The 21,561-nt window shown below is 72.4% G+C and carries 22 protein-coding genes; 15 read left to right on the forward strand and 7 right to left on the reverse strand.

The window, feature by feature from the left end; genetic code table 11:
- The 5 genes from KBY47_RS32730 to KBY47_RS32750 all read left to right on the forward strand — a co-directional run.
- Nucleotides 1-464 (forward strand): alpha-glucosidase C-terminal domain-containing protein (locus KBY47_RS32730; RefSeq protein WP_210927670.1); only part of this gene is annotated, 464 nt, incomplete at its 5' end.
- Nucleotides 461-2,179, forward strand: a complete 1,719-nt coding sequence (treS, locus tag KBY47_RS32735; protein WP_210927672.1) for a maltose alpha-D-glucosyltransferase — start codon at nt 461-463, stop codon at nt 2,177-2,179. The genes KBY47_RS32730 and treS, both read left to right, overlap by 4 nt.
- Nucleotides 2,180-2,207: 28 nt before the next feature.
- Nucleotides 2,208-3,635: a maltokinase gene (locus tag KBY47_RS32740; protein WP_210927674.1), complete on the forward strand. Its 1,428-nt coding sequence runs from the start codon at nt 2,208-2,210 to the stop codon at nt 3,633-3,635.
- A 4-nt stretch (nt 3,636-3,639) separates the two neighbouring features.
- Nucleotides 3,640-5,865, forward strand: a complete 2,226-nt coding sequence (gene glgB, locus KBY47_RS32745; protein ID WP_210927675.1) for a 1,4-alpha-glucan branching enzyme — start codon at nt 3,640-3,642, stop codon at nt 5,863-5,865.
- A 49-nt stretch (nt 5,866-5,914) separates the two neighbouring features.
- Complete coding sequence (locus tag KBY47_RS32750; RefSeq protein ID WP_210927676.1) at nt 5,915-7,003, forward strand: glutamate--cysteine ligase; 1,089 nt, start codon at nt 5,915-5,917, stop codon at nt 7,001-7,003.
- A 24-nt stretch (nt 7,004-7,027) separates the two neighbouring features.
- Here the strand turns inward: KBY47_RS32750 and KBY47_RS32755 are convergent, their stop codons facing one another.
- Complete coding sequence (locus KBY47_RS32755) at nt 7,028-7,261, reverse strand: DUF6480 family protein (protein ID WP_210927719.1); 234 nt, start codon at nt 7,259-7,261, stop codon at nt 7,028-7,030.
- Between the two features lie 167 nt (nt 7,262-7,428).
- On the opposite strand from KBY47_RS32755, the gene KBY47_RS32760 reads away from it, so the two are divergent.
- The 4 genes from KBY47_RS32760 to KBY47_RS32775 all read left to right on the forward strand — a co-directional run bounded on the left by KBY47_RS32760 (nt 7,429) and on the right by KBY47_RS32775 (nt 11,878).
- Nucleotides 7,429-9,336: a long-chain fatty acid--CoA ligase gene (locus tag KBY47_RS32760; protein WP_210927677.1), complete on the forward strand. Its 1,908-nt coding sequence runs from the start codon at nt 7,429-7,431 to the stop codon at nt 9,334-9,336.
- A 158-nt stretch (nt 9,337-9,494) separates the two neighbouring features.
- Nucleotides 9,495-9,929, forward strand: a complete 435-nt coding sequence (locus KBY47_RS32765; RefSeq protein ID WP_210927678.1) for an ATP-binding protein — start codon at nt 9,495-9,497, stop codon at nt 9,927-9,929.
- 85 nt (nt 9,930-10,014) lie between these two features.
- Entirely contained in the window at nt 10,015-10,419 is a 405-nt protein-coding gene (locus KBY47_RS32770) for an STAS domain-containing protein (RefSeq protein WP_210927679.1), read from the forward strand.
- Nucleotides 10,420-10,501: 82 nt separating this feature from the next.
- Complete coding sequence (locus KBY47_RS32775; RefSeq protein ID WP_210927681.1) at nt 10,502-11,878, forward strand: NAD(P)/FAD-dependent oxidoreductase; 1,377 nt, start codon at nt 10,502-10,504, stop codon at nt 11,876-11,878.
- Between the two features lie 107 nt (nt 11,879-11,985).
- Here KBY47_RS32775 and KBY47_RS32780 read toward each other — a convergent pair whose 3' ends face one another.
- The gene (locus tag KBY47_RS32780) at nt 11,986-12,834 is read right to left on the reverse strand and encodes an RNA polymerase sigma factor SigF (RefSeq protein WP_210927683.1); all 849 of its coding nucleotides are present in this window, start codon (nt 12,832-12,834) and stop codon (nt 11,986-11,988) included.
- A 182-nt stretch (nt 12,835-13,016) separates the two neighbouring features.
- Nucleotides 13,017-13,454, reverse strand: a complete 438-nt coding sequence (locus KBY47_RS32785; RefSeq protein ID WP_210927684.1) for an ATP-binding protein — start codon at nt 13,452-13,454, stop codon at nt 13,017-13,019.
- A gap of 136 nt (nt 13,455-13,590) precedes the next feature.
- Between KBY47_RS32785 and KBY47_RS32790 the strand changes: the two genes are divergently transcribed.
- On the forward strand, nt 13,591-13,809 hold the full coding sequence (locus KBY47_RS32790; RefSeq protein ID WP_210927686.1) for a hypothetical protein: 219 nt from the start codon (nt 13,591-13,593) through the stop codon (nt 13,807-13,809).
- A 250-nt stretch (nt 13,810-14,059) separates the two neighbouring features.
- Complete coding sequence (locus KBY47_RS32795) at nt 14,060-14,515, forward strand: cyclic nucleotide-binding domain-containing protein (RefSeq protein WP_210927688.1); 456 nt, start codon at nt 14,060-14,062, stop codon at nt 14,513-14,515.
- A gap of 10 nt (nt 14,516-14,525) precedes the next feature.
- Here KBY47_RS32795 and KBY47_RS32800 read toward each other — a convergent pair whose 3' ends face one another.
- Nucleotides 14,526-15,137, reverse strand: coding sequence for a LysE/ArgO family amino acid transporter (locus KBY47_RS32800; protein ID WP_210927690.1), 612 nt, complete (start codon nt 15,135-15,137; stop codon nt 14,526-14,528).
- 102 nt (nt 15,138-15,239) lie between these two features.
- Between KBY47_RS32800 and KBY47_RS32805 the strand changes: the two genes are divergently transcribed.
- The gene (locus tag KBY47_RS32805) at nt 15,240-16,142 is read left to right on the forward strand and encodes a LysR family transcriptional regulator ArgP (RefSeq protein WP_210927722.1); all 903 of its coding nucleotides are present in this window, start codon (nt 15,240-15,242) and stop codon (nt 16,140-16,142) included.
- A 133-nt stretch (nt 16,143-16,275) separates the two neighbouring features.
- Here KBY47_RS32805 and KBY47_RS32810 read toward each other — a convergent pair whose 3' ends face one another.
- Entirely contained in the window at nt 16,276-16,728 is a 453-nt protein-coding gene (locus tag KBY47_RS32810) for a DUF6098 family protein (RefSeq protein ID WP_210927693.1), read from the reverse strand.
- 81 nt (nt 16,729-16,809) lie between these two features.
- On the opposite strand from KBY47_RS32810, the gene KBY47_RS32815 reads away from it, so the two are divergent.
- Entirely contained in the window at nt 16,810-17,160 is a 351-nt protein-coding gene (locus KBY47_RS32815; RefSeq protein WP_210927695.1) for a DUF488 domain-containing protein, read from the forward strand.
- 12 nt (nt 17,161-17,172) lie between these two features.
- Here KBY47_RS32815 and KBY47_RS32820 read toward each other — a convergent pair whose 3' ends face one another.
- Together KBY47_RS32820 and KBY47_RS32825 are read right to left on the reverse strand one after the other, a co-directional pair.
- Entirely contained in the window at nt 17,173-18,846 is a 1,674-nt protein-coding gene (locus KBY47_RS32820; RefSeq protein ID WP_210927697.1) for an FAD-binding dehydrogenase, read from the reverse strand.
- Nucleotides 18,822-19,493, reverse strand: coding sequence for a TetR/AcrR family transcriptional regulator (locus tag KBY47_RS32825; protein WP_210927699.1), 672 nt, complete (start codon nt 19,491-19,493; stop codon nt 18,822-18,824). The genes KBY47_RS32820 and KBY47_RS32825 overlap by 25 nt, the downstream gene beginning before the upstream one ends.
- Nucleotides 19,494-19,634: 141 nt before the next feature.
- On the opposite strand from KBY47_RS32825, the gene KBY47_RS32830 reads away from it, so the two are divergent.
- Both KBY47_RS32830 and KBY47_RS32835 read left to right on the forward strand, forming a co-directional pair.
- The gene (locus tag KBY47_RS32830) at nt 19,635-20,264 is read left to right on the forward strand and encodes an alpha-ketoglutarate-dependent dioxygenase AlkB (protein ID WP_210927701.1); all 630 of its coding nucleotides are present in this window, start codon (nt 19,635-19,637) and stop codon (nt 20,262-20,264) included.
- A gap of 72 nt (nt 20,265-20,336) precedes the next feature.
- Complete coding sequence (locus KBY47_RS32835; RefSeq protein WP_210927702.1) at nt 20,337-21,542, forward strand: acyltransferase; 1,206 nt, start codon at nt 20,337-20,339, stop codon at nt 21,540-21,542.
- Nucleotides 21,543-21,561: the final 19 nt, after the last annotated feature.

Below are 21,561 nucleotides of genomic sequence, written 5' to 3' on the forward strand. Positions count from 1 at the left end.
CCCTCAAAGAGGGCAGCGAGGAATACCTCGACTCCGAGAAGTACCAGCTCAAACCACGCGACTGGGACACGGCCGAACACGAGGGCCGCACCATCACCCCCCTCATCACCCGCCTCAACACCATCCGGCGCGCCCATCCCGCGCTTCGGCGGCTGCGGAATCTACGCTTCCACGGCACCGACAACGAGGCGGTCATCGCGTACAGCAAGCGATCCGGCGACGACACGGTTCTCGTGGTCGTCAACCTCGACCCCCACCGCACCCAGGAAGCCACGGTCTCATTGGACATGCCCCAGCTCGGCCTGGACTGGCACTCCCCCCTGGCCGTACACGACGAACTCACCGGTGACACCTACCAGTGGGGCAGCAGCAACTACGTCCGTCTGGAGCCCGGCCGGTCGCAGGCACATGTGTTCCAGGTCCGGCCGGCGGCCCGGCGGTTCGGGGGGGCGGCGGCCTCATGACTGTGAACAAGCCCGTTGCGGACACCTTCGAGGACACGCCCGCCAAGGACCGGGACCCCGACTGGTTCAAACGCGCCGTCTTCTACGAAGTCCTCGTCCGCTCCTTCCAGGACAGCAACGGCGACGGTGTGGGGGACCTGCGAGGTCTGACGTCGAAGCTCGACTACCTCCAGTGGCTCGGTGTGGACTGCCTCTGGCTGCCGCCGTTCTTCAAGTCCCCGCTGCGCGACGGCGGCTACGACGTCTCCGACTACACCGCCGTCCTGCCCGAGTTCGGTGACCTCGCCGACTTCGTCGAGTTCGTCGACGCCGCCCACCAGCGCGGCATGCGAGTGATCATCGACTTCGTCATGAACCACACCAGCGACCAGCACCCGTGGTTCCAGGAGTCCCGCAAGGACCCCGACGGCCCCTACGGCGACTACTACATGTGGGCCGACGACGACAAGCAGTACCAGGACGCACGGATCATCTTCGTCGACACCGAGACGTCGAACTGGACCTTCGACCCGGTGCGCAAGCAGTACTTCTTCCACCGCTTCTTCTCCCACCAGCCCGACCTCAACTACGAGAACCCGGCCGTCCAGGAGGAGATGCTGGCCGCCCTGCGGTTCTGGCTCGACCTGGGCGTGGACGGGTTCCGCCTGGACGCGGTGCCGTACCTGTACGCCGAGGAGGAGACCAACTGCGAGAACCTCCCGGCCACCCACGAGTTCCTCAAGCGGGTCCGCCGCGAGATCGACGCGATGTACCCGGACACGGTGCTGCTGGCCGAGGCCAACCAGTGGCCGGAGGACGTCGTCGACTACTTCGGCGACTACACCTCCGGCGGCGACGAGTGCCACATGGCCTTCCACTTCCCGGTCATGCCCCGCATCTTCATGGCCGTACGCAGAGAGTCCCGCTACCCGGTCTCCGAGATCCTCGCCAAGACCCCGGCGATCCCCTCCGGCTGCCAGTGGGGCATCTTCCTGCGCAACCACGACGAGCTGACGCTCGAGATGGTCACCGACGAAGAACGCGACTACATGTACGCGGAGTACGCCAAGGACCCACGGATGCGCGCCAACATCGGCATCCGCCGCAGGCTCGCCCCGCTGCTGGACAACGACCGGCACACCATCGAACTGTTCTCCGCGCTGCTGCTGTCGCTGCCGGGCTCGCCGATCCTGTACTACGGCGACGAGATCGGCATGGGCGACAACATCTGGCTCGGCGACCGCGACGCCGTCCGCACGCCCATGCAGTGGACGCCGGACCGCAACGCGGGCTTCTCCACCTGTGATCCGGGCCGCCTCTCGCTGCCCACGATCATGGACCCGGTCTACGGCTACCAGGTCACCAACGTCGAGGCGTCGATGGCGTCGCCCTCGTCGCTGCTGCACTGGACCCGCCGCATGATCGAGATCCGCAAGCAGAACCCCGCCTTCGGCCTGGGCTCCTACACCGAGCTCCAGTCCTCCAACCCGGCGGTCCTCGCGTTCCTCCGGGAGTACGAGGACGACCTGGTGCTCTGTGTGAACAACTTCGCGCGCTTCGCCCAGCCGACCGAGCTGGACCTGCGCGAGTTCGCCGGACGGCACCCGGTCGAGCTGTTCGGCGGGGTGCGGTTCCCGGCCATCGGCGAACTGCCGTACCTGCTGACCCTCGGGGGCCACGGCTTCTACTGGTTCCGGCTCGTCCGAGTCGCATCCCGCATCGGCCGCCGACTGTGAGCGTGCGCCGAGGAAAGGACGCGTGACCATGCCGAAGACCGCATCCCTGCAACCGAGCAACATCGGCGCGGGGCAGCGACTGGCCTCGCTGGGAGAACTGCTCAGGGACTGGCTGCCGCACCAGCGCTGGTTCGCCGGGAAACACCGGCCGGTCACGGACTTGCGTCTGCTGTCCATGACCGAGCTGTACCCCGGCTGCCTGCACCTGCTGGTGCACACCGGCCACACCGGAACACACGCCGATCCCACCGGCGTGCTGTCCGGGCATCCCGGCGGCCCCACCGCTCCGGCGGGCGGTGTGCCCGCCCCCGGCGGCACACCGGCGACCGGTGACTGCTACCAGCTCCTCATCGGCATCCAGGCACATCTGTCGCCCCGCCTCGGCCGGGCCCTGATCGGCAGGGCGGACGTCGGTCCGCTGGCCGGGATGGCGGTCTACGACGCCTTCCAGGACCCCCGTTCGGCGCATCTGCTGCTGGAGCGGCTGCGGCACCCCGGCACGCTGGGCCCGCTGCGCTTCGAGGCCGACCCGGACCAGCCGGTGCCCGCCGGTCTGGCGCCGCGGCTGCTGGACGCCGAGCAGTCCAACTCCTCGCTGGTGTACGGCGACGCGTACATCCTGAAGGTGTTCCGACGCATCCAGCCGGGTGTCAACCCCGACCTGGAGGTGCCGGTCGCGCTGGCCGCGCAGGGCTGTGACCGGGTCCCGGCGCCGGTCGCCTGGTTCCGCACCACACAGCCGCAGGAGGCCACCCTCGGGGTGCTCCAGCCGTTCCTGCCCGACGCCTCGGACGGCTGGACGCTGGCCCTGCACGCCCTGGCCACCGGTGACGACTTCACCGCGCAGGCCCATGAGCTGGGCCGGGCCACCGCGGACGTCCATCTCGCGCTGGCCGCGGCCTTCCCGGACGGGGGGCGCGGGGAGACGGCGCGGATGGCGGCCGGGATGGCCGAGCGGCTGGACGCCGCCGCACGGAGCGTGCCCCAGCTGCGGCCGTACGTGCCGGGGCTGCGCGGGGCGTTCAACGCGCTGACGGCGTGCGATCCGGGGCCGCCCGCCCAGCGGATCCACGGAGACCTGCACCTCGGTCAGGTGCTGCGGGCCGGGCGGGACTGGTTCGTCATCGACTTCGAGGGCGAACCGTCCCGGCCGCTCGCCGAACGCCGCAGCGCGCACTCCCCCGTCCGGGACATCGCGGGCATGCTGCGCTCCTTCGACTACGCCGCCCGTCAGCGCCGCCCCTGGCGCCCGGAGTGGGCGCGCCGCTGCCGCGAGGCCTACTGCGCGGGCTACGCCGCCCGCGCCGGGTGGGACCCGCGTGCCAAGCACGGTCTGCTCCGCGCCTACGAGACCGACCGTGCCGTCTACGAAGTGCTCTACGAAGCCAGGCACCGCCCGGACTGGCTCCCCGTACCGATGGCGGCGATCGAACGACTCGCCGTGAGAGGAGACTGACGCCGTGGCTCTGCGCGACGACACCCTGCTTCCCGAGTCCTCCGCCTCACAGGCGGGTACGGCCGCCCCGCCGCTTGACCCGGTGGACCGCGGGCGCCTGCTGGCGGGCGCCCACCACGATCCGCACGCGCTGCTGGGCGCCCACCCGGTGCCGGGCGGGATCGCCGTACGGACCCTGCGGCCGTTCGCGGACGCCGTGGCCGTGCTGGTCGACGGCGAGCGCACCGCGCTGGTGTCGGAGGGCGACGGGCTGTTCTCCGTCGTCCTGCCGCTGCCGGAGGTCCCGTCGTACACGCTGGTGGTGCGGTACGGGGACGACGAGCACGAGACGCACGACCCGTACCGCTTCCTGCCCGCGATCGGGGAGCTGGACCTGCACCTGATCCGGGAGGGGCGGCACGAGCAGCTGTGGAAGGCGCTCGGCGCCGAGCCGATGACGCACCAGGGCGTGACCGGCACCCGGTTCACGGTGTGGGCGCCGAACGCGCAGGGGGTGCGGGTCGCCGCGGACTTCTGCCACTGGGACGGGACGGCGTTCCCGATGCGCTCGATGGGCGCGTCCGGCGTGTGGGAGCTGTTCCTGCCGGGCGTCGGTGAGGGGACCGCGTACAAGTTCGAGATCCACTCACGCTACGGGGACCGGTTCCTGAAGATCGACCCGATGGCGCGGCGCACCGAGGCGCCCCCGGACACGGCGTCCGTGGTGACGGCGTCCCGCCACGAGTGGGGCGACGGCGACTGGATGACGCACCGCGCGGACCGGCCGGTGCACGAGGCGCCGTTCTCGGTGTACGAGATCCACCTGCCCTCCTGGCGCCCGGGGCTCGGCTACCGGGAGCTGGCCGAGGAACTGCCGCGGTACGTCAAGGACCTCGGGTTCACGCACGTGGAGCTGATGCCGGTCGCCGAGCACCCCTTCGGCGGTTCCTGGGGCTACCAGGTCACCGGCTTCTACGCGCCGACCGCGCGCCTCGGTTCCCCGGACGACTTCCGGTACCTCGTCGACCGCCTCCACCAGGAGGGCATCGGCGTGATCATGGACTGGGTTCCGGCGCACTTCCCGAAGGACGACTGGGCGCTGGCCCGCTACGACGGGGACCCGCTGTACGAGCCCGGGGACTCCCGGCGCGCGGAGCACCCGGACTGGGGGACGTACGAGTTCGACCTCGGGCGGACCGAGGTGCGCAACTTCCTGGTCGCGAACGCCGTGTACTGGTGCGAGGAGTTCCACATCGACGGCCTGCGCGTCGACGCGGTCGCCTCGATGCTGTACCTCGACTACTCGCGCGAGGACGGCCAGTGGGCGGCGAACGAGTACGGCGGCCGGGAGGACCTGGCGGCGATGCGGTTCCTCCAGGAGATGAACGCCACCGTGTACCGCCGGTCGCCCGGCGTGGTGACGATCGCCGAGGAGTCCACCGCGTGGGGCGGGGTGACCAAGCCGACCGAGCACGGCGGTCTCGGGTTCGGCCTGAAGTGGAACATGGGCTGGATGCACGACTCGCTGGAGTACATGAGCAAGGAGCCCGTGCACCGCAAGTACCACCACCACGAGATGACGTTCTCGATGATCTACGCCTACAGCGAGAACTACGTGCTGCCGATCTCCCACGACGAGGTCGTGCACGGCAAGCAGGCGCTGGTCACCAAGATGCCCGGCGACTGGTGGCAGCGGCGTGCCAACCACCGCGCGTACCTGGGCTACATGTGGGCGCACCCGGGCAAGCAACTGCTGTTCATGGGGCAGGAGTTCGCGCAGGGCGGGGAGTTCTCCGAGAAGCACGGCCCGGAGTGGTGGCTGCTGGACCCGGGATACGTGGCCCGGGGCGATCACGAGGCGGTGCGCGACCTGGTGCGGGACCTCAACCGGCGGTACCGGGCGACCCCGGCGCTGTGGGAGCGCGACACCCGGCCCGAGGGCTTCCAGTGGGTGGAGTGCGACGCCGCGGACGACAACGTCTTCGCCTTCCTGCGGTACGACGCGGCGGGCAACCCGCTGCTGGCGGTCTCCAACTTCTCCCCCGTGGTCCGGCACGGCTACCGGCTCGGCGTCCCCGACTCGGTGCCCGCCTGGCAGGAGACCCTGAACACCGACGCGGCCCGCTACGGCGGCGGTGACGTGACCAACCCGGGCCCCCTCAAGCCGGAGCCGGTCGAGTGGCACGGCCGACCGGTGAGCATCGCCCTGACGCTGCCGCCGCTGGCGACGGTGTGGCTGGAGCCGGTGTAGTCCGCGTCCCGGCAGGTGTTCGACCGGTCTTCCGGGGCAGTCGGAGGAAATGCGCACCGTAGGAGTGGAGGAGGAACTCCTCCTGGTCGGCCCCGAGACGGGGGAACCACAGGCGAGGTCGGCCGCGGTGCTGGCCCGCGCCTCGCACGAGGACGCGGGTCAGGAGGTGTTCGAGAAGGAACTGCACGAGCAGATGCTGGAGTTCGCCACGCATCCGCAGTCGGAGATGGCCGCCCTGGGCGCGGAGATCGTCCGCTGCCGCAAGGAGGCGGCCCGGCACGCCGGGGAGATCGGCTGCGCGGTCGCCGCGCTGGCGACCTCCCCGCTGCCGGTCAGTCCGTCGGTGGGTGCGGGCCGCCGCTACCGGTGGATGGCCGAGGAGTACGGCATCGCCACCCATGAGCAACTGGTGTGCGGCTGCCATGTGCATGTCTCGGTGGAGTCCGACGAGGAGGGGGTCGCGGTCGTCGACCGGGTCCGGCCGTGGCTGGCCGTCCTCGCGGCGCTGAGCGCCAACTCGCCGTTCTGGCAGGGCAAGGACACCAGCTACAACAGCTACCGCAGCCGGGTGTGGCAGCGCTGGCCGTCGGCGGGACCGACGGAGATCTTCGGCTCGGCGGCTCAGTACGACCGCCGGGTCGCGGACATGCTGGCCACCGGGACCATCCTCGACGACGGGATGGTCTACTTCGACGCCCGACTGTCCCGGCGCTACCCGACGGTGGAGATCCGGGTGGCGGACGTCTGTCTGCACTCCTCGACCGCCGTGCTGGTCGCCACGCTCGCCCGGGGGCTGGTCGAGACCGCCGCCCGGGAGTGGCGGGCGGGCCGCGAACCCGTGGACCACAGTGTGAGCCTGCTCAGGCTGGCCGACTGGCGGGCCGCCCGGTCGGGGCTGACGGGCGAACTGCTGCATCCGGCGACCATGCGCCCCGCGCCCGCGGCGGACGTGGTGCGCCATCTGGTGGACCACGCCGCCGAGGCCCTCGCCGACTGCGGTGACCTCGACCGCGCCCGTGAGGGCTGCGCCGAGCTGCTGCGCCGCGGCAACGGCGCCCAGGTGCAGCGCGGGCTGCTGCGGCGCACGGAGAGCCTGCGGGACGTCGTCGTGGAGTGTGTGCGCCACACCCAGGAGTGACGTTCCGGGGCTGCCCGGGCCGGGTCACACGATGAGGGCGATCCCGTACGCCAGGAAGAAGGCCGCGACCAGGACCACGAGGACGAGGATCAGCGTCAGCGGGGCCTTGGCCCAGCCCTTGGGCGGGTTGTGCGTCTCCTGGGGCCCGGCCTCGGGCATGCTGCTCTCCGCGGGCGGGGTCTCGCCCGGGGGGACCGAGCCGCCCGGTTCCAGGCCGGTGGAGCGCTCGGGTTCGGGGTCTGGACTGATGTGCGTCATGGACTCCGAGTCCCCCGAACCGGCCGGGCTCACCAGGAACTGGATCACCATTGGGGACCACTTCTCGGATCCGGTCACCATCCGGTCCCGCCTCGACTAGATTCGACCACCGCCGATAACTGTGCTCGTCGGCTCCGTCACAGCCCGTACCCCCACAGGAGCAGCGCATGCGCGACTTCGCCCTCGCTCCCCCGGCCGTCGCCCCCCTGACCTGTGGCCTCGCGGACAGCGTCTTCGAACTGGCCGCGCGCACCCCCACCCTGTCCGTCCTCGCCCGGCGCCCCGGCCCCGACGCGACGGTCTGGGAGGAGGTCACCGCCGTGGAACTGCGCGACCAGGTCGTCGACCTGGCGAAGGGACTGATCGCGTCCGGGATCACCCCGGGCCACCGGGTGGCGGTGATGGCGCGGACCCGCTACGAGTGGACGGTCCTCAGCTACGCGCTGTGGGCGGTCGGGGCCGAGGTCGTCCCGATCTACCCGACCTCCTCGCGCGAACAGGTCGAGTGGATCCTGCGGGACGCCGCCTGCGTGGGCGTCGTCGTCGAGGACGAGCACGCGGCGATGACGGTCGGCTCGGTGTGCGACGGGCTGCCCCGGCTGCGGCACGTCTGGCAGCTGGACGCGGGCGCCCTGGAGCACCTGGTCGGCCGCGGCGAGTACGTGCCGATCGCGACCGTGGAGTCACTGCGCCGGATCGTGCTGCCCGACTCCACCGCGGTCGTCGCCTACACCTCCGGCACCTCCGGACGCCCGCTGGGCTGCGCGCTGAGCCACCGCGGCCTGGCCGGCGTCTGCGACACCCTGCTCGCCGGGTGGGGACACACCGCGGCGGCGCCGGGCGAACAGGGCGCCGTGCTGGCCTTCCTGCCGTTCTCCCACGTGTACGGGCTGATGATCCAGGGCCTGTGCATGCGCGGCGGGCTGCTGATGGGCCATGAGCCCGACCTCGGCGACCAGAGCCTCGCCTCGGCGCTGCGCACCTTCCGCCCCACCTACTTCTACGGCGTGCCCTCCGTCTTCGAGAAGCTCTACAAGAACTTCCTGCGGGCGGCGCAGCAGGCGGGCCGCGGTGCCCTGTTCGAGCGGGCCGCCGAGACGGCGCGGGCGTTCGCGGCGGCCACCGAGCGGCAGCGGCTGGGCCGAGGCTCCGGCCCCGGTCTCGACCTGCGGATGCAGCACGCGCTGTACGAGCGGACGGTGTACCGGCGGCTGCGGGAGGCCCTGGGCGGACGGGTGCGCCGGGCCACCTCGGGCGGCTCCCCCCTCAACCGGGAACTGTCCCTCTTCTACGAGGGCATCGGCATCTACGTCCACGACGGCTACGGGCTCACCGAGACCTGCGGCGGGGTCACCATGCAGCCGCTGGGGCGGGAGAAGTCGGGGACGGTCGGTCAGGTGCTGCCGGGCATGGAGCTGCGGGTGGCGCAGGACGGGGAGATCCTGGTGCGCGGGCCGTCGGTGTTCCAGGGCTACATCGGCGACGAGCAGGCGACCCGGCAGGCGCTGCGGGGCGGCTGGCTGGCCACCGGGGACCTGGGACGGCTGGACGACGAGGGCTATCTGACGATCACCGGCCGCAAGAAGGACATCATCATCACCAGCAGCGGGAAGAGTGTCGCCCCGGCCGCGCTGGAGCAGCGGCTGCGGATGCACCCGCTGGTCCACCAGGCGGTGGTGGTGGGCGACAACCGGCCCTGTGTGGGGGCGCTGATCACCCTGGACCCGGACTTCCTGGCGCACTGGCGGGCGGCGCTGGCCTTGCAGGGCGACGCGCCGAGCCGGGAGGCGCGGGAGGAGAACGCGCTGCGCGAGGAGATCGCACGTGCGGTGGCGATGGCCAACAGCGTGGTGTCCCGGCAGGAGTCCATCCGGGTCTTCCGGGTGCTGCCCGCCTCCTTCGACGTCGCCAGCGGGCTGCTGACACCGTCGATGAAGCTGCGCCGGGACGCCATAGTGCGGCACTACGCGACCGAGATCGACGCCATGTACGAGGCGCGGTCACGGCCCGCGCGGCTGGCCGCGCCCCCGGAGGACCCGGCGTACTGGGACGACGTGGACGACGTGTTCCGCTGAGCACCGGTGCGCGGGCCGCGCTCCACCGAGCGGCGGACGCGTAGCCCGCGCTCCACCGGGAACTCGCGTCATTGGCGTCACTGGAACCGACGAGGATCCGTCCCGCCGACGCCACGACCGGGTGGGGCGGTCCTGCCGACGGTGTGCAGGAAGGTGCGATGTCGACCGAGCCGCATTGGGACGGAACGCTGGCCGTGCAGGGAATCCCGATCCGTACCGCCACGTTCGCGGGCGAGCCGCAGGACGTGACGGGGGCGCGGCTTGCCGCGGAGGGGTTCCTGCGGGAGCTGGCGCGGGTGACCCCGCCGTCGGCACCCGAGTGCTGGCACGACGTCCTGCTGGTGGTGGACGAGCTGGCGGCGAACGCCGTGCAGTTCGCGCCGGGCCCGTTCCGGCTGCTGCTGCGCCGCACCTTCGACGGTGTGCACATCGCGCTGCACGACACCAGCACCACCGAGCCCCGGCCGCGCCCGTTCGACCCGGAAGGGGGCGGCGGCGGCATCGGCTGGCACCTGATCCACACCCTCTGCGACCAGGTCAGCGTGGTCACCCAGGAGGACGGCAAGGACGTGCACGTCTTCCTGCCGTGGTGATCTTGGTCATGGATCCGGATACGTCCGCCGATCCGGGGTATGCGGAGGCGCAGTTCACAACCGTGCCGACCCGCTGGAGGTTCCCATGGCCCTGGCCGACAACCCGCTGTCCGTGGAGGTCACCCTGCCCCGCGACGACGTCGCCCTGGTGAAGGTGGCGGGCCACCTGGACGTGGACACCGCCACGGAGTTCCAGGCCCAGCTGGCCAATCAGCTGCACCACGGCCGACGGCACTTCCTGCTCGACCTCTCCGAGGTCCCGTTCATGGACTCGTCCGGCATGAACATCATCCTGCGGGTGTACCAGGAGACCCGCCGTCTGGACGGCGTCGTCCAGGTCATCGATCCCGCCCCGGCGGTGCGGCGGGTGCTGGAGCTGACCGGTGTCAGCATCACCGTGCCGATCTCCGCCGACGTCGAGGAGGGCCTCGCGCTCGTCGACCGGCAGACGGCGGGGGCGGCACCGGGGGTGCCCGCACCGGAACGCTGAGCACGGCGGTACGGCTGCCTGCCGCGCCCGACTGGCGGAACCGTCCCGGGCGCGGTGGGATCGGTCTGGAGCCGCAGAAGGGATGGACACCGTGACACGACCCAGGATCCTGGTGGTGGGCGCCGGCTTCGCCGGTGTGGGGTGCGTCCGCCGGCTGGAACGCCGGCTCGCCCCGAACGAAGCCGATCTCACCCTGGTGACCCCGACCGCCTACCAGCTGTACCTGCCTCTGCTGCCCCAGGTCGCCTCCGGGGTGCTGACCCCGCAGTCGATCGCGCTGTCGCTGCGCCGCAGCCCCCGGTACCGCACCCGGATCATCCCGGGCGGGGCGATCGGCGTGGACCTCAGGGCGAAGGTCTGTGTGATCCGTACGATCACCGGCCGGATCGTCGACGAGCCGTACGACTACATCGTGCTGGCGCCCGGCAGCGTCACCCGCACCTTCGACATCCCCGGCCTCACCGACAACGCCTTCGGCCTGAAGACCCTCGCCGAGGCCGCGTACATCCGCGACCACGTCATCTCGCAGCTGGACCTCGCCGACGCCAGCCAGGACCCGGCCGAGCGGGCGTCCCGGCTCCAGTTCGTGGTGGTCGGCGGCGGCTACGCGGGCACCGAGACGGCGGCGTGCCTGCACCGGCTGACGTACAACGCGGTACGGCGCTACCCGCGGCTGGACCCGGGCCTGATCAAGTGGCACCTGATCGACATCGCCCCGAAGCTGATGCCCGAGCTGGGCGAGAAGCTGGGGAGCAGTGCCCAGGAGATCCTGCGCCGCCGCGGCATCGAGATCTCGCTGGGGGTGTCCATCGAGAAGGCGGGCCCCGAGGAGGTCACCTTCACCGACGGCCGCGTGGTCCCCACCCGCACGCTGATCTGGACCGCCGGGGTGGTGGCGAGCCCGCTCATCGCCACGCTGGGCGCGGAGACCGTGCGGGGGCGGCTCGCGGTCACCCCGGAGATGTCCCTGCCGGGGCATGACGGCGTGTTCGCGCTGGGCGACGCGGCCGCGGTGCCCGACCTCGACAAGGGTGAGGAGGGCGCCGTCTGCCCGCCCACCGCGCAGCACGCGACCCGGCAGGCCAAGCTGGCCGCCGACAACCTGCTGGCCGCCCTGCGCGGCGAGCCGCAGCGGCCGTACCACCACCGGGACCTGGGGCTGGTCGTGGACCTCGGCGGGCGGGACGCGGTGTCCAAGCCGCTGGGTGTGGAACTGCGCGGGCTGCCCGCCCAGGCGGTCGCCCGCGGCTACCACTGGTCGGCCCTGCGCACCAATGTCGCCAAGACGCGGGTGCTGACCAACTGGGCGCTCAACGCCATCGCGGGCGACGATTTCGTCCGCACGGGCTTCCAGGCCCGCAAGCCCGCCAAGCTGAAGGACTTCGAGTACACGGACGCGTACATGTCCCCGGAGGAGGTCGCGGCGCACGTGGCGCGGACGTCCCGGGGGGAGGTCTGAGGGTCTGGGGTTCTGAGACCCCGTGTTCCTGATCTCGGCCGCGCGTGTGACGCCCCGGAGGGCCGCCCGCCCTCCGGGGCGTCACACGTGGTCCGCCCCGTTCCGCCTCAGGCGGCCGCCCGGGGTCCGGGCCGGTTGTTGCCCATCGCCTCGGCGCGCACCCGGGCGCAGCTGCGGCTGATGAGCCGGGAGACGTGCATCTGGGAGATGCCGAGCTGGTCGGCGATCCGGCTCTGGGTCATGTCCTCGAAGAACCGCATGTAGAGGATGGCCCGCTCCCGTTCGGGCAGCCGGCGCAGACCCTCCTTGGCGGACTCGCGGTCCACGACGGTGTCGTAGGAGGGGTCGGGGCCGCCGAGGGTGTCGGCGAGGCTGTAGCCGTCGTCGTCGGTGGACAGCTCGGCGTCCAGGGACAGGGTGCTGAAGCTGTCCAGCGCCTCGAGGCCGGTGTTGACCTCGTCCTCGGTGAGGCCGGTGTGGCGGGCGAGGTCGGAGACGGTCGGCTCGGGGCTGCCGGGGTTCTGGGTGAGTTCACGGCGGGCGAGACGCACCTTGTTGCGCAGTTCCTGGACCCGGCGCGGCACCCTGAGGGCCCACATGCGGTCCCGGAAGTGCCGCTTGACCTCGCCGGTGATGGTGGGCACGGCGTAGCTCTCGAAGGCGCCGCGCGAGGGGTCGTACCGGTCGATGGCCTTGACGAGGCCGAGCGCCGCGACCTGGCGCAGGTCCTCGACGGATTCGCCGCGGTCGCGGAAGCGGCCCGCGATGCGGTGGGCCATGGGCAGCCACGCCTCGACGAGTTCGTCACGGAGCGCGTCGCGCTCCGGTCCGTCCTCCAGCTGGGCCAGCCGGCTGAACCGGGCGGCGGTGTCGGGGGCGTCGTCGTGCTGCCGTCGGGGGGCCGAGGCGGTGCGCTCGGGGGTGCCGGGTCGGCTTGTCGACATGTCGGTGAGCATGCGGATCCGCTCCTGAACGTGGGTCGCCAGGTGATGTCCGCGGGGAGTGGGAATGCCGTCCGGGTCGCTTGGAAGGGCCCGAGTGGTCATACCACTCCCCGCCAGCGCGCCTCCGGTCCGAAGCACGAAATTGCGTCTGCCCCTCCCCCGCGAGCCCAAACACCGGGAGCGGAATGCGGGAATCAGAAAACCGGAACCACGGCCGTGATGCGCTTGCCGCCCGCGGGCAGCTCGGACACGTCCACGGCGCTCGCCAGCCGGCAGACGATCGGCCAGCCCCGGCCGCCGGTGCGGCGCCGTCCGTGCGCGTCGAGGGCGGGGGTCAGCTCCGGGAACCGGTCGCTGCGGTCGCTGACCGAGACCCGGACGTCGTGTTCGTCGACGTCCACGTCCACGTCGGTGACTCCGCCGCCGTGCAGGATGGCGTTGGTGGTCAGCTCGGAGGCGACGAGGATCGCGTCGGAGAGGGCGTCCTCGTCGCAGGGGGTGCCCGTGTCCCGGCACCGGCAGGCCACCGCGCACCGCACGGCGGTGCGGACGTCGGCCGGACGGCAGGACTCCCGGACCGCGGGTCCCTCGCCGGGGCCGCCCCGTGACGCGGTCCACTGCTGCTCGGCCATCATGTCACTCCCTTCCCCGTCCCCGGGTCCGGCGCTGCCGCCACTGTTCGGCTCACCCTTCGAGGCGGTACCAAACATCCGCCGCCGATGACCCGGGGGCGGCCATCGAAGCGCGTCGGCGGGGTACGCGGAGGGCATGACCGATGTCGTGGACTCAGATGAACTGCTGCGGCGGCTCCAGCGCGCCAGGGCCTGCGCCCGGGACGAGGAGCGGTCCTGGCGGGACCGGCGCGACGCGCTGCGGCCGACCGACCCGGGTGAGGCCGGGGAGGCCGCGGTGCGGGTGCTGGCCTATGAGGCGGTGGTACGGGTGCTGGACGAGATCCTGACGCCCGGCAGGCGCGCCGTGAAGTGAGACGGGTCACCTGGCCCTGTCCTGATTGGATACAAGCCCGGAAGATGGTTTACTGTTCATCCATAGCTGGTGACGGAGTCGACGGAATCCTCCTCCGCGCCCCTGGTACCGCCCTGGCTGGCTTCCCCCGTCCAGCCAGGGCTTCTCTTTTTCCCGCGGTCCCCTCCGGCCGGATGCGCCGCGCGCCGGGCGGGGCTGAAATGGGCGTAGGGAAAGCACCGAACCCGTCTCCGGCGAGGAGCGCCGCGCCATGACCAAAGCGACGAAACTGCTCACCGCCCTAGCGCCACCCCAGCGTCAGCGTCTGATGGCTCTCGGCCGTGAGGTGTCCTTCGCCGAGGACGCCCGCATCTTCGAGGCGGGCGGCACCGCGGACCGCTTCTGGGTGATCCGCTCGGGCGCGGTCTCGCTGGACCAGCGGGTGACCTCCGTCAGGCGGGTGACCGTCGCCAGCCTGGGCTCCGGCGACCTCCTCGGCTGGTCCTGGCTGTTCCCGCCGTACCGGTGGGACTTCGGCGCGGAGGCCTTCAGCCCCGTACGCGCCTACGAGTTCGACGCACAGGCCGTGCTCGGGCTCTGCGAGGAGGACCCGCGTCTCGGGTTCCTCCTGGTGCGTCTCGTCGCCGAGATCCTCGCCCACCGGCTGGAGATGACCCGCGGCCAGCTGATGGAGCAGTACGCGATGCACCGGCGCGGCGTGCTCTGAAGGGCGCCGCCTACGCCCCCGCGATCAGCAGGCCACCGAGGCCGATCATGGTGACGGCGACCAGGCCGTCCAGCACCCGCCAGGCGGCGGGCCGGGCCAGCCAGCGGCCCAGGGCCCGGCCGCCGAAGCCGAGCGCCGCGAACCACGTGAGGCTCGCCAGCGCGGCGCCGAGCCCGAACGTCCAGCGCAGCGGGCCGCGGTCGGCGGCGACCGAGCCCAGCAGGAACACCGTGTCGAGGTAGACGTGCGGGTTGAGCCAGGTCAGCGCCAGGCAGGTGAGGACCGCCCGGCGCCGGGAGGTGGCGGCCTCGCCGTCCGCCCGGAGCACGCCCGGCCTCAGCACCCGGCGGGCGGCGAGGGCGCCGTAGCAGAGCAGGAAGGCGCCGCCCACCCAGGCGACCACGGTCAGCGCCCGAGGCCAGGCGACCACCACCGCGCCGACCCCGGCGACTCCCAGGGCGATGAGCAGCGCGTCGGACAGGGCGCAGATCACGACGACCGGCAGGACCGCCTGGCGGCGTATCCCCTGGCGCAGGACGAAGGCGTTCTGCGCGCCGATGGCGACGATGAGCGAGAGTCCGGTGCCGAATCCGGCGGTCGCGGCGGTCAGGGCGTTGGGCATGCCCTAGACGCTAGGGAGCGGATCGGACGAAGTACAGCTGAGGATTCTTACGTATCATTAGCACTGCTTCATATGAACGCGCAGCGGAAGGACGGCGGCCGGATGACCGAGGAACTGCCCCTCGACCAGGTGCGCACCCTGCTCGCGGTGGTCGACGAGGGCACCTTCGACGCCGCCGCGGCGGCGCTGCACGTGACGCCCTCCGCGGTCAGCCAGCGGGTGAAGGCACTGGAGCGGCGCACCGGCCGGGTCCTGCTGCTGCGGACCAAGCCGGTGAGGCCGACCGAGTCCGGCGAGGTGGTCGTACGGCTGGCCCGTCAGGTGGCCCGGCTGGAGCGCGACGCGCACGCCGAGCTGGGACTGAGCGAAGCCGGGGAGCCGACCCGGCTGTCGGTCGCGGTGAACGCGGACTCGCTCGCGACCTGGTTCCTCGGAGCACTGCGCCGGGTGCCAAAGGAGCCGCCGATCGGCTTCGAACTGCGCCGCGAGGACGAGGACCACACGGCGGCGCTGCTGCGCGAGGGCGTGGTGATGGCGGCGGTGACCTCGTCGCCCGACCCGGTGCCGGGCTGTTCGGTGCGGTCGCTGGGCCGGATGCGCTATCTCCCGGTGGCCCACCCGGGCTTCGCCGCCAGACATCTGGACGGGCCGCCGGCGCAGGTGCTGCGGACGGCGCCGGTGGTGGTCTTCGACCGGCGCGACGACTTCCAGGACGGCTTCGTCCGCCGGCTGACCCGCGGACGGCACGGCGCGAGCGCCCGACGGCACGCCGTACCGACGTCGGAGGGGTTCGTGGAGGCCGTCGCCACCGGGATGGGCTGGGGCATGGTGCCCGAGGCGCAGGCGGAGCCGCTGCTGCGGGCCGGGCGCCTGGTCGTCTTCGCCCCCGGCCGGGCGGTCGACGTCCCCCTGTACTGGCAGCAGTGGCGGCTGCACTCCCCCGCGCTGGCCCTGCTCGCCGAGGCCGTGGTGGCCCAGGCGGCCGAGGCGCTGCGCGCCGCCTGAGTCAGGTCACCGGCCGGGACCACCGGCCAGGCGTCAACCGGCCAGGGGTCACCGGCAAGGCGTCAACCAGGCAGGCGTCACCGGCCAGGCGTCACCGGCCGGGGGTCACCGGCCGGGGGTCACCGGCCGGGGGTCACCGGCCGCCGCCACGCCGCAGCGGTCCCCAGTCGTTCTCCTGGCGGGCGACCTCGTCGCGGGCCTCCTCGATCACCTGGGGCTCCAGGCGGCACAGCGGCCGGGCGTCCACGACCAGGGGTTCGTTGTCGGGTCCCCGACCGGTCTCGCGGCCCTGGAGGACCCAGGCGCGCACGCCGGGGCCCTTCTCGCGCGGAAGGTGGGAGTAGTCGTGCAGCCGGCGTGCCACCCACAGGCCGACGGGCCTGTCCTGCCACCAGTCCTCGACGTCGAGCGGGTTGGCCGACAGGCCGGGCATGGCGACGCCGGTGAGGTCGTCGGTGCTGGACGTGGCACCCAGATCGGCCTGGGGACCCCGCGACCAGCGGACGTACAGGCCCCGGTGGCGCTCCACCAGTCGGGTCAGGTCGGCGAGCGTCCCCACGACCGGCAGTTCCTCCCATGCGCTCATCACACGGCCTCCCTCGTCCCTCAGGGCACCGGGGTACCCGTGAGACTGGAGGGACATACCCCCACCGGAAAGGGTCCGACCGTGACTCTGCGAGTGCGCCGCGTCTACGAACCACCGGAGCCCGACGACGGGACACGCGTCCTGGTCGACCGGCTGTGGCCGCGCGGCCTGGCGAAGGACGCGGCGCGGGTGGACGAGTGGCCCAAGGCGGTCACGCCGTCCACCGAGCTGCGCCGCTGGTACCACGCGGGCGAGGGGTCGTACGAGGAGTTCGGCGGCCGGTACGAGGCGGAGCTGGCCGCCGGTGCGGCGGCCGAGGAGCTGGACCGGCTGCGGGCGTCGGCCCGGGAGGGGACGGTGACCCTGCTGACGGCGTCGAAGTCGCCGGACCGCAGCCATGCCGCGGTCCTCGCCCGCCTCCTGGGGGACTGACCGGGCCGAGGCTCAGCCCGTCTGTCCCGCCGCCGCCCGCCCCGCCGCGCGGCCCGAGAACAGGCAGCCGCCGAGGAAGGTGCCCTCCAGGGCGTTGTAGCCGTGCACTCCGCCGCCGCCGAACCCGGCGACCTCGCCCGCCGCGTACAGGCCCTCGACCGGGGTTCCGTCGGCGCCGAGGGCGCGGGAGTCCAGGTCGGTCTGGATGCCGCCGAGGGTCTTGCGGGTGAGGATGTGCAGCCGCACCCCGATCAGCGGTCCGGCCTCGGGGTCGAGAACGCGGTGCGGGGTGGCGACCCGGCCGAGCCGGTCGCCGATGTAGCGGCGGGCGTTGCGGATGCCCTGCACCTGGCTGTCCTTGGAGTAGGCGTTGGCCAGCTGGAGGTCGCGGGCCGTGATCTGGCGGCGGATCTCCTCGGGGTCGAGGAGCGCCTTGCCGGTCAGGGCGTTCATCTTCTCGACGAGCTGTTCGACGGTGTCGGCGACCACGAAGTCCTCGCCGTGCCGTACGAAGGACTCCACCGGGGCGGGCGCGCCCTTGCCGAAGAGCCGGTCGCGCAGCACGGCGCCGCGGTCCTTGGCGGTGATGTCGGGGTTCTGCTCGGAGCCCGACAGCGCGAACTCCTTCTCGATCATCCTGCGGGTCAGCACGAACCAGGAGTGGTCGTGGCCCGCGATGTCCTCGGTGGTGCGCAGGTGCCTGAGGGTGTTCAGGGTGTCGTAGCCGGGCAGGCACGGGTCGGGCAGGCGGCGGCCGAGGGCGTCGAACCAGAGCGGGGACGGGCCGGACAGGATGCGGATGCCGTGGCCGGGCCAGACGGGGTCCCAGTTCTTCAGGCCCTCGGTGTAGTGCCACATGCGGTCGCGGTTGACCAGCCGTACCCCGGCCTCGGCGCTGATGTCGAGCATCCGTCCGTCGACGTAGGCGGGGACGCCGGTGACCATCTCGGCGGGCGGGGTGCCGAGGCGTTCGGGCCAGTAGCGGCGGACGATGTCGTGGTTGGCGCCGATGCCGCCGCTGGTGACGATCACCGCCTGGGCGGTCAGTTCGAACTCGCCGACCGCCTCGCGGTTGGAGGCGACCCCGCGGGCCGCGTCGTCGGGGGCGAGGAGGGTGCCGCGTACGCCGCGGGCGGCGCCGTCCTCGACGAGGAGCGCGTCGACCCGGTGCCGGTGGTGGAAGGTCAGCAGTCCGTCGCGGGCGGCCTGTTCGGCATGGGCGACGAACGGTTCGACGACTCCGGTGCCGGTGCCCCAGGCGATGTGGAAGCGCGGCACCGAGTTGCCGTGTCCGTCGGCGCGCAGGTCGCCGCGCTCGGCCCAGCCGACCGTGGGCAGCAGCTTGATGCCGTGCCCCTCGATCCAGGACCGCTTCTCCCCGGCCGCCCACTCCACGTAGGCGCGGGCCCAGCGCACCGCCCAGGAGTCCTCGTCGTCGACGCGGTCGAACTGGGCGCTGCCCTGCCAGTCGTTCCAGGCGAGGTCGAAGGAGTCCTTGATGCCGAGGCGCCGCTGCTCGGGGGAGTCGACGAGGAAGAGCCCGCCGAAGGACCAGAAGGCCTGTCCGCCGAGGTTGGCGGCGTTCTCCTGGTCGACCAGGGCGACCTTCCTGCCGCGGCTGGTCAGTTCGTGCGCCGCGACCAGTCCCGCGAGACCCGCTCCTACGACGATGACGTCGGCGTCCATGGCGACCGTTCCCTTCCTTGTACGGGGGCGCCGCTGCCGTCGGTCAGCAGGGCGGTGAGCAGTTGCTTGAGCCAGGCGCGGGCGTGCTCGACGTCCTTGTCCAGCAGCAGTTGGGTGGTGACTCCGTCGTAGGCGGCGACGACCGCCCAGGCGGCGCCCTCGGTGCCGCCGAGCACGGCGGGCAACGCGCTGAACCCGGCCGCCCGCGCCAGCCGGTCGGCGATCGCCCGCCGCAGCCGCTCCCGGTGCTCCAGCAGGGTGCGGGCGACGGCGGGGTCCCGGGCGGCGTGCACCAGGAAGTCCGTCTTGACCAGCAGCCAGTCCACGTCGAGCAGCAGCACCTCGGTGACCCGGTCGACGCAGGCCGGTACGTCCAGGGCGGGGCCGTCGAGGGCGAGCGCCACCGCGACCTGCTCGGCGATCAGCTCGGCCCGCTGTTCGTAGAGGGCGAAGAACAGCTCGTCGAGGGTGCCGAAGTTGGAGTAGAAGGCGCCCCGGCTGTAGCCCGCGGCCTCGCAGACCTCCTCGATGGAGACCCGTCCGAAGCCCTTGGCCGCGAAGACGGCGAACGCGGCGTCGAGGAGGTTGGCGCGGGTGCGGACACGGCGTCTGGTCACCCGGCCGGTGGTCGTGCGCTGGGTCTGCATGGCTCCGCCTCCCTCGTCGGATACAGGAACGTATCCGATACATGAACGTATCGAAAGAGGTCTGCCCCAAGAGATCCGGCCCGCGATCCGCGCGGAGATCCACATGCGAACGCATTTTCGATTTCGAGGTACGCTGGTGCCATGACCGCGCACCTCCAGGGCTCCCTCTTCGACCAGACCGACGAGACGCGTCTCGGGCCCCTCGACGGGATCCGCCGGACCGAGCTGGGCGCGGGCGCCTGGATCGACGTGCTGCCGGGCTGGCTCAGCGGTGCCGACGCCCTCTTCGAACAGCTGGCCGCCGAGGTGCCGTGGCGTGCCGAGCGGCGGAAGATGTACGACCAGGTCATCGACGTGCCCCGGCTGCTGGCCTTCTACGGTGCGGGCGAGCCGCTGCCGCACCCCGTGCTCACCGAGGCGCGCGACGCGCTGAGCGCCCACTACGCCGCCGAGCTGGGCGAGCCGTTCACCACCGCGGGCCTGTGCCACTACCGCGACGGCCGGGACAGCGTCGCCTGGCACGGCGACCGGATCGGGCGGGGCGCCCGCGAGGACACCATGGTCGCCATCCTCTCCGTGGGCTCACCCCGCGATCTGCTGCTGCGCCCGCTGCACGGCGGCACCGGCACCGTGCGCCGCCCGCTGGGCCACGGCGATCTGATCGTGATGGGCGGCTCCTGCCAGCGCACCTGGGAGCACTGCGTGCCCAAGACGACCCGGGCCGCGGGCGGGCGCATCAGCGTCCAGTTCCGCCCGCACGGCGTGCGCTGAGCCGGTCCGCCGGAAGGCTGTCCTCCACGCCCCGCCTCCACGACACTGGCGCCGGACCGGCGAGGGGGCGGCATGGGCGGCGAGCGGGAGCGCACCACGACCGGCACCGTCCGCCGCACCGAACTGGACCTGCTGCGCGTCACCGTCGTCCTCGGGCTGGTCTTCTTCCACGCGGCGCTGGTCTTCTCCCCCGACGACGACTTCTACGTCAAGAACCCCGAGACCACGGACGCCGTCACCGTCGCCGCCGGGCTCGGCGTCGTCTGGGCGATGCCCGTGCTGTTCCTCGTCGCCGGGCTCGGCGCCCGGCACTCCCTGCGCCGCCGCGGACCCGGCGCCTTCGCCCGCGAACGCCTGCTGCGCCTGGGCGTCCCCCTGGTCCTCGCCACGCTGGTGCTGCTGCCGCTGCCGCAGTGGCTGCGGGAACGCGCCGCCGACCCCGGCTACGACGAGCCCTACTGGCGCTTCTGGCCCCGCTTCCTCACCGTCCGCCCCGACCTCGCCGACTTCCCGTTCGTCCTGGACGGGGACCACTTCGAGACCGGGCACCTGTGGTTCGTCGTGCTGCTGCTCGCCTTCTGCCTGCTGCTCGCCCCGGTCGCCCCCGCCCTGACCGCCGCGGCCGAACCCATGGCGGCGGCGATCGCCCGCCATCCGGTGCTGCTCCTGCTGCCCGCCGTGCCGCTCGCCGCGATCAACGCGCTGCTCGGTATGGAGGAGGACTTCGCGGGCTGGCACCGGTGGGCGTACCTGCTGTTCTTCCTCTACGGCCACACGCTCGCCGACGACGCGCGGATCCGCGCCGTCACGCGCCGGGCGGCCGTGCCCGTCGGGGTCATGGGGCTGGTGCTGTTCGCGGGGACGGCGCCGGGCTTCATGGGCGGGGACGACCCGTTCACGGCGTGGACGCCGCTGGCGGTCGGCAGCCGGGCGCTGTTCGGGGCGGCGGGCTGGTGCTGGGTGGTGGCGATCCTCGGGCTGCTCGACCGGCCCCGCGAGCGGGAGGACAAGGGGGCAGCGGACGCCGGGCGGCGCCGGGTGCTCGGGTACCTCGGGCAGGCCGCGCTGCCGCTGTACGTGCTGCACCAGCCGGTCGTGGTGGCGCTGGCGTACGCGGTGGTGGGCTGGTCGGCGCCGATGGCGGTCAAGTACGCCGCGATCGTGGCGGGTTCGTTCGCGGTGATCCTGGCCTTGTACGAGATCGCCGTGCGGCGTACGCGCGTGACACGGTTGCTGTTCGGGATGCGTCCGGAGCCGGTCGGCGCGGCGCGCGGCTGATCTGGTTTGCTGTCCCCCG

The organism is Streptomyces sp. B93, assembly GCF_018070565.1.
Classification (GTDB): domain Bacteria; phylum Actinomycetota; class Actinomycetes; order Streptomycetales; family Streptomycetaceae; genus Streptomyces.

Excerpts from the sequence above, each read along its gene's own strand:
- KBY47_RS32835 (WP_210927702.1), top strand. The coding sequence starts at position 20,337 with ATGGGCGGCGAGCGGGAGCGCACCACGACCGGCACCGTCCGCCGCACC.
- KBY47_RS32795 (WP_210927688.1), top strand. The coding sequence starts at position 14,060 with ATGACCAAAGCGACGAAACTGCTCACCGCCCTAGCGCCACCCCAGCGT.
- KBY47_RS32765 (WP_210927678.1), top strand. The coding sequence starts at position 9,495 with ATGTCGACCGAGCCGCATTGGGACGGAACGCTGGCCGTGCAGGGAATC.
- KBY47_RS32820 (WP_210927697.1), bottom strand. The coding sequence starts at position 18,846 with ATGGACGCCGACGTCATCGTCGTAGGAGCGGGTCTCGCGGGACTGGTC.
- KBY47_RS32800 (WP_210927690.1), bottom strand. The coding sequence starts at position 15,137 with ATGCCCAACGCCCTGACCGCCGCGACCGCCGGATTCGGCACCGGACTC.
- KBY47_RS32830 (WP_210927701.1), top strand. The coding sequence starts at position 19,635 with ATGACCGCGCACCTCCAGGGCTCCCTCTTCGACCAGACCGACGAGACG.
- KBY47_RS32740 (WP_210927674.1), top strand. The coding sequence starts at position 2,208 with ATGCCGAAGACCGCATCCCTGCAACCGAGCAACATCGGCGCGGGGCAG.
- KBY47_RS32760 (WP_210927677.1), top strand. The coding sequence starts at position 7,429 with ATGCGCGACTTCGCCCTCGCTCCCCCGGCCGTCGCCCCCCTGACCTGT.
- KBY47_RS32785 (WP_210927684.1), bottom strand. The coding sequence starts at position 13,454 with ATGGCCGAGCAGCAGTGGACCGCGTCACGGGGCGGCCCCGGCGAGGGA.
- KBY47_RS32780 (WP_210927683.1), bottom strand. The coding sequence starts at position 12,834 with ATGCTCACCGACATGTCGACAAGCCGACCCGGCACCCCCGAGCGCACC.
- KBY47_RS32805 (WP_210927722.1), top strand. The coding sequence starts at position 15,240 with ATGACCGAGGAACTGCCCCTCGACCAGGTGCGCACCCTGCTCGCGGTG.
- KBY47_RS32790 (WP_210927686.1), top strand. The coding sequence starts at position 13,591 with ATGACCGATGTCGTGGACTCAGATGAACTGCTGCGGCGGCTCCAGCGC.
- treS (WP_210927672.1), top strand. The coding sequence starts at position 461 with ATGACTGTGAACAAGCCCGTTGCGGACACCTTCGAGGACACGCCCGCC.
- KBY47_RS32810 (WP_210927693.1), bottom strand. The coding sequence starts at position 16,728 with ATGAGCGCATGGGAGGAACTGCCGGTCGTGGGGACGCTCGCCGACCTG.
- KBY47_RS32825 (WP_210927699.1), bottom strand. The coding sequence starts at position 19,493 with ATGCAGACCCAGCGCACGACCACCGGCCGGGTGACCAGACGCCGTGTC.
- KBY47_RS32775 (WP_210927681.1), top strand. The coding sequence starts at position 10,502 with ATGGACACCGTGACACGACCCAGGATCCTGGTGGTGGGCGCCGGCTTC.
- KBY47_RS32755 (WP_210927719.1), bottom strand. The coding sequence starts at position 7,261 with ATGACGCACATCAGTCCAGACCCCGAACCCGAGCGCTCCACCGGCCTG.
- KBY47_RS32770 (WP_210927679.1), top strand. The coding sequence starts at position 10,015 with ATGGCCCTGGCCGACAACCCGCTGTCCGTGGAGGTCACCCTGCCCCGC.
- KBY47_RS32750 (WP_210927676.1), top strand. The coding sequence starts at position 5,915 with ATGCGCACCGTAGGAGTGGAGGAGGAACTCCTCCTGGTCGGCCCCGAG.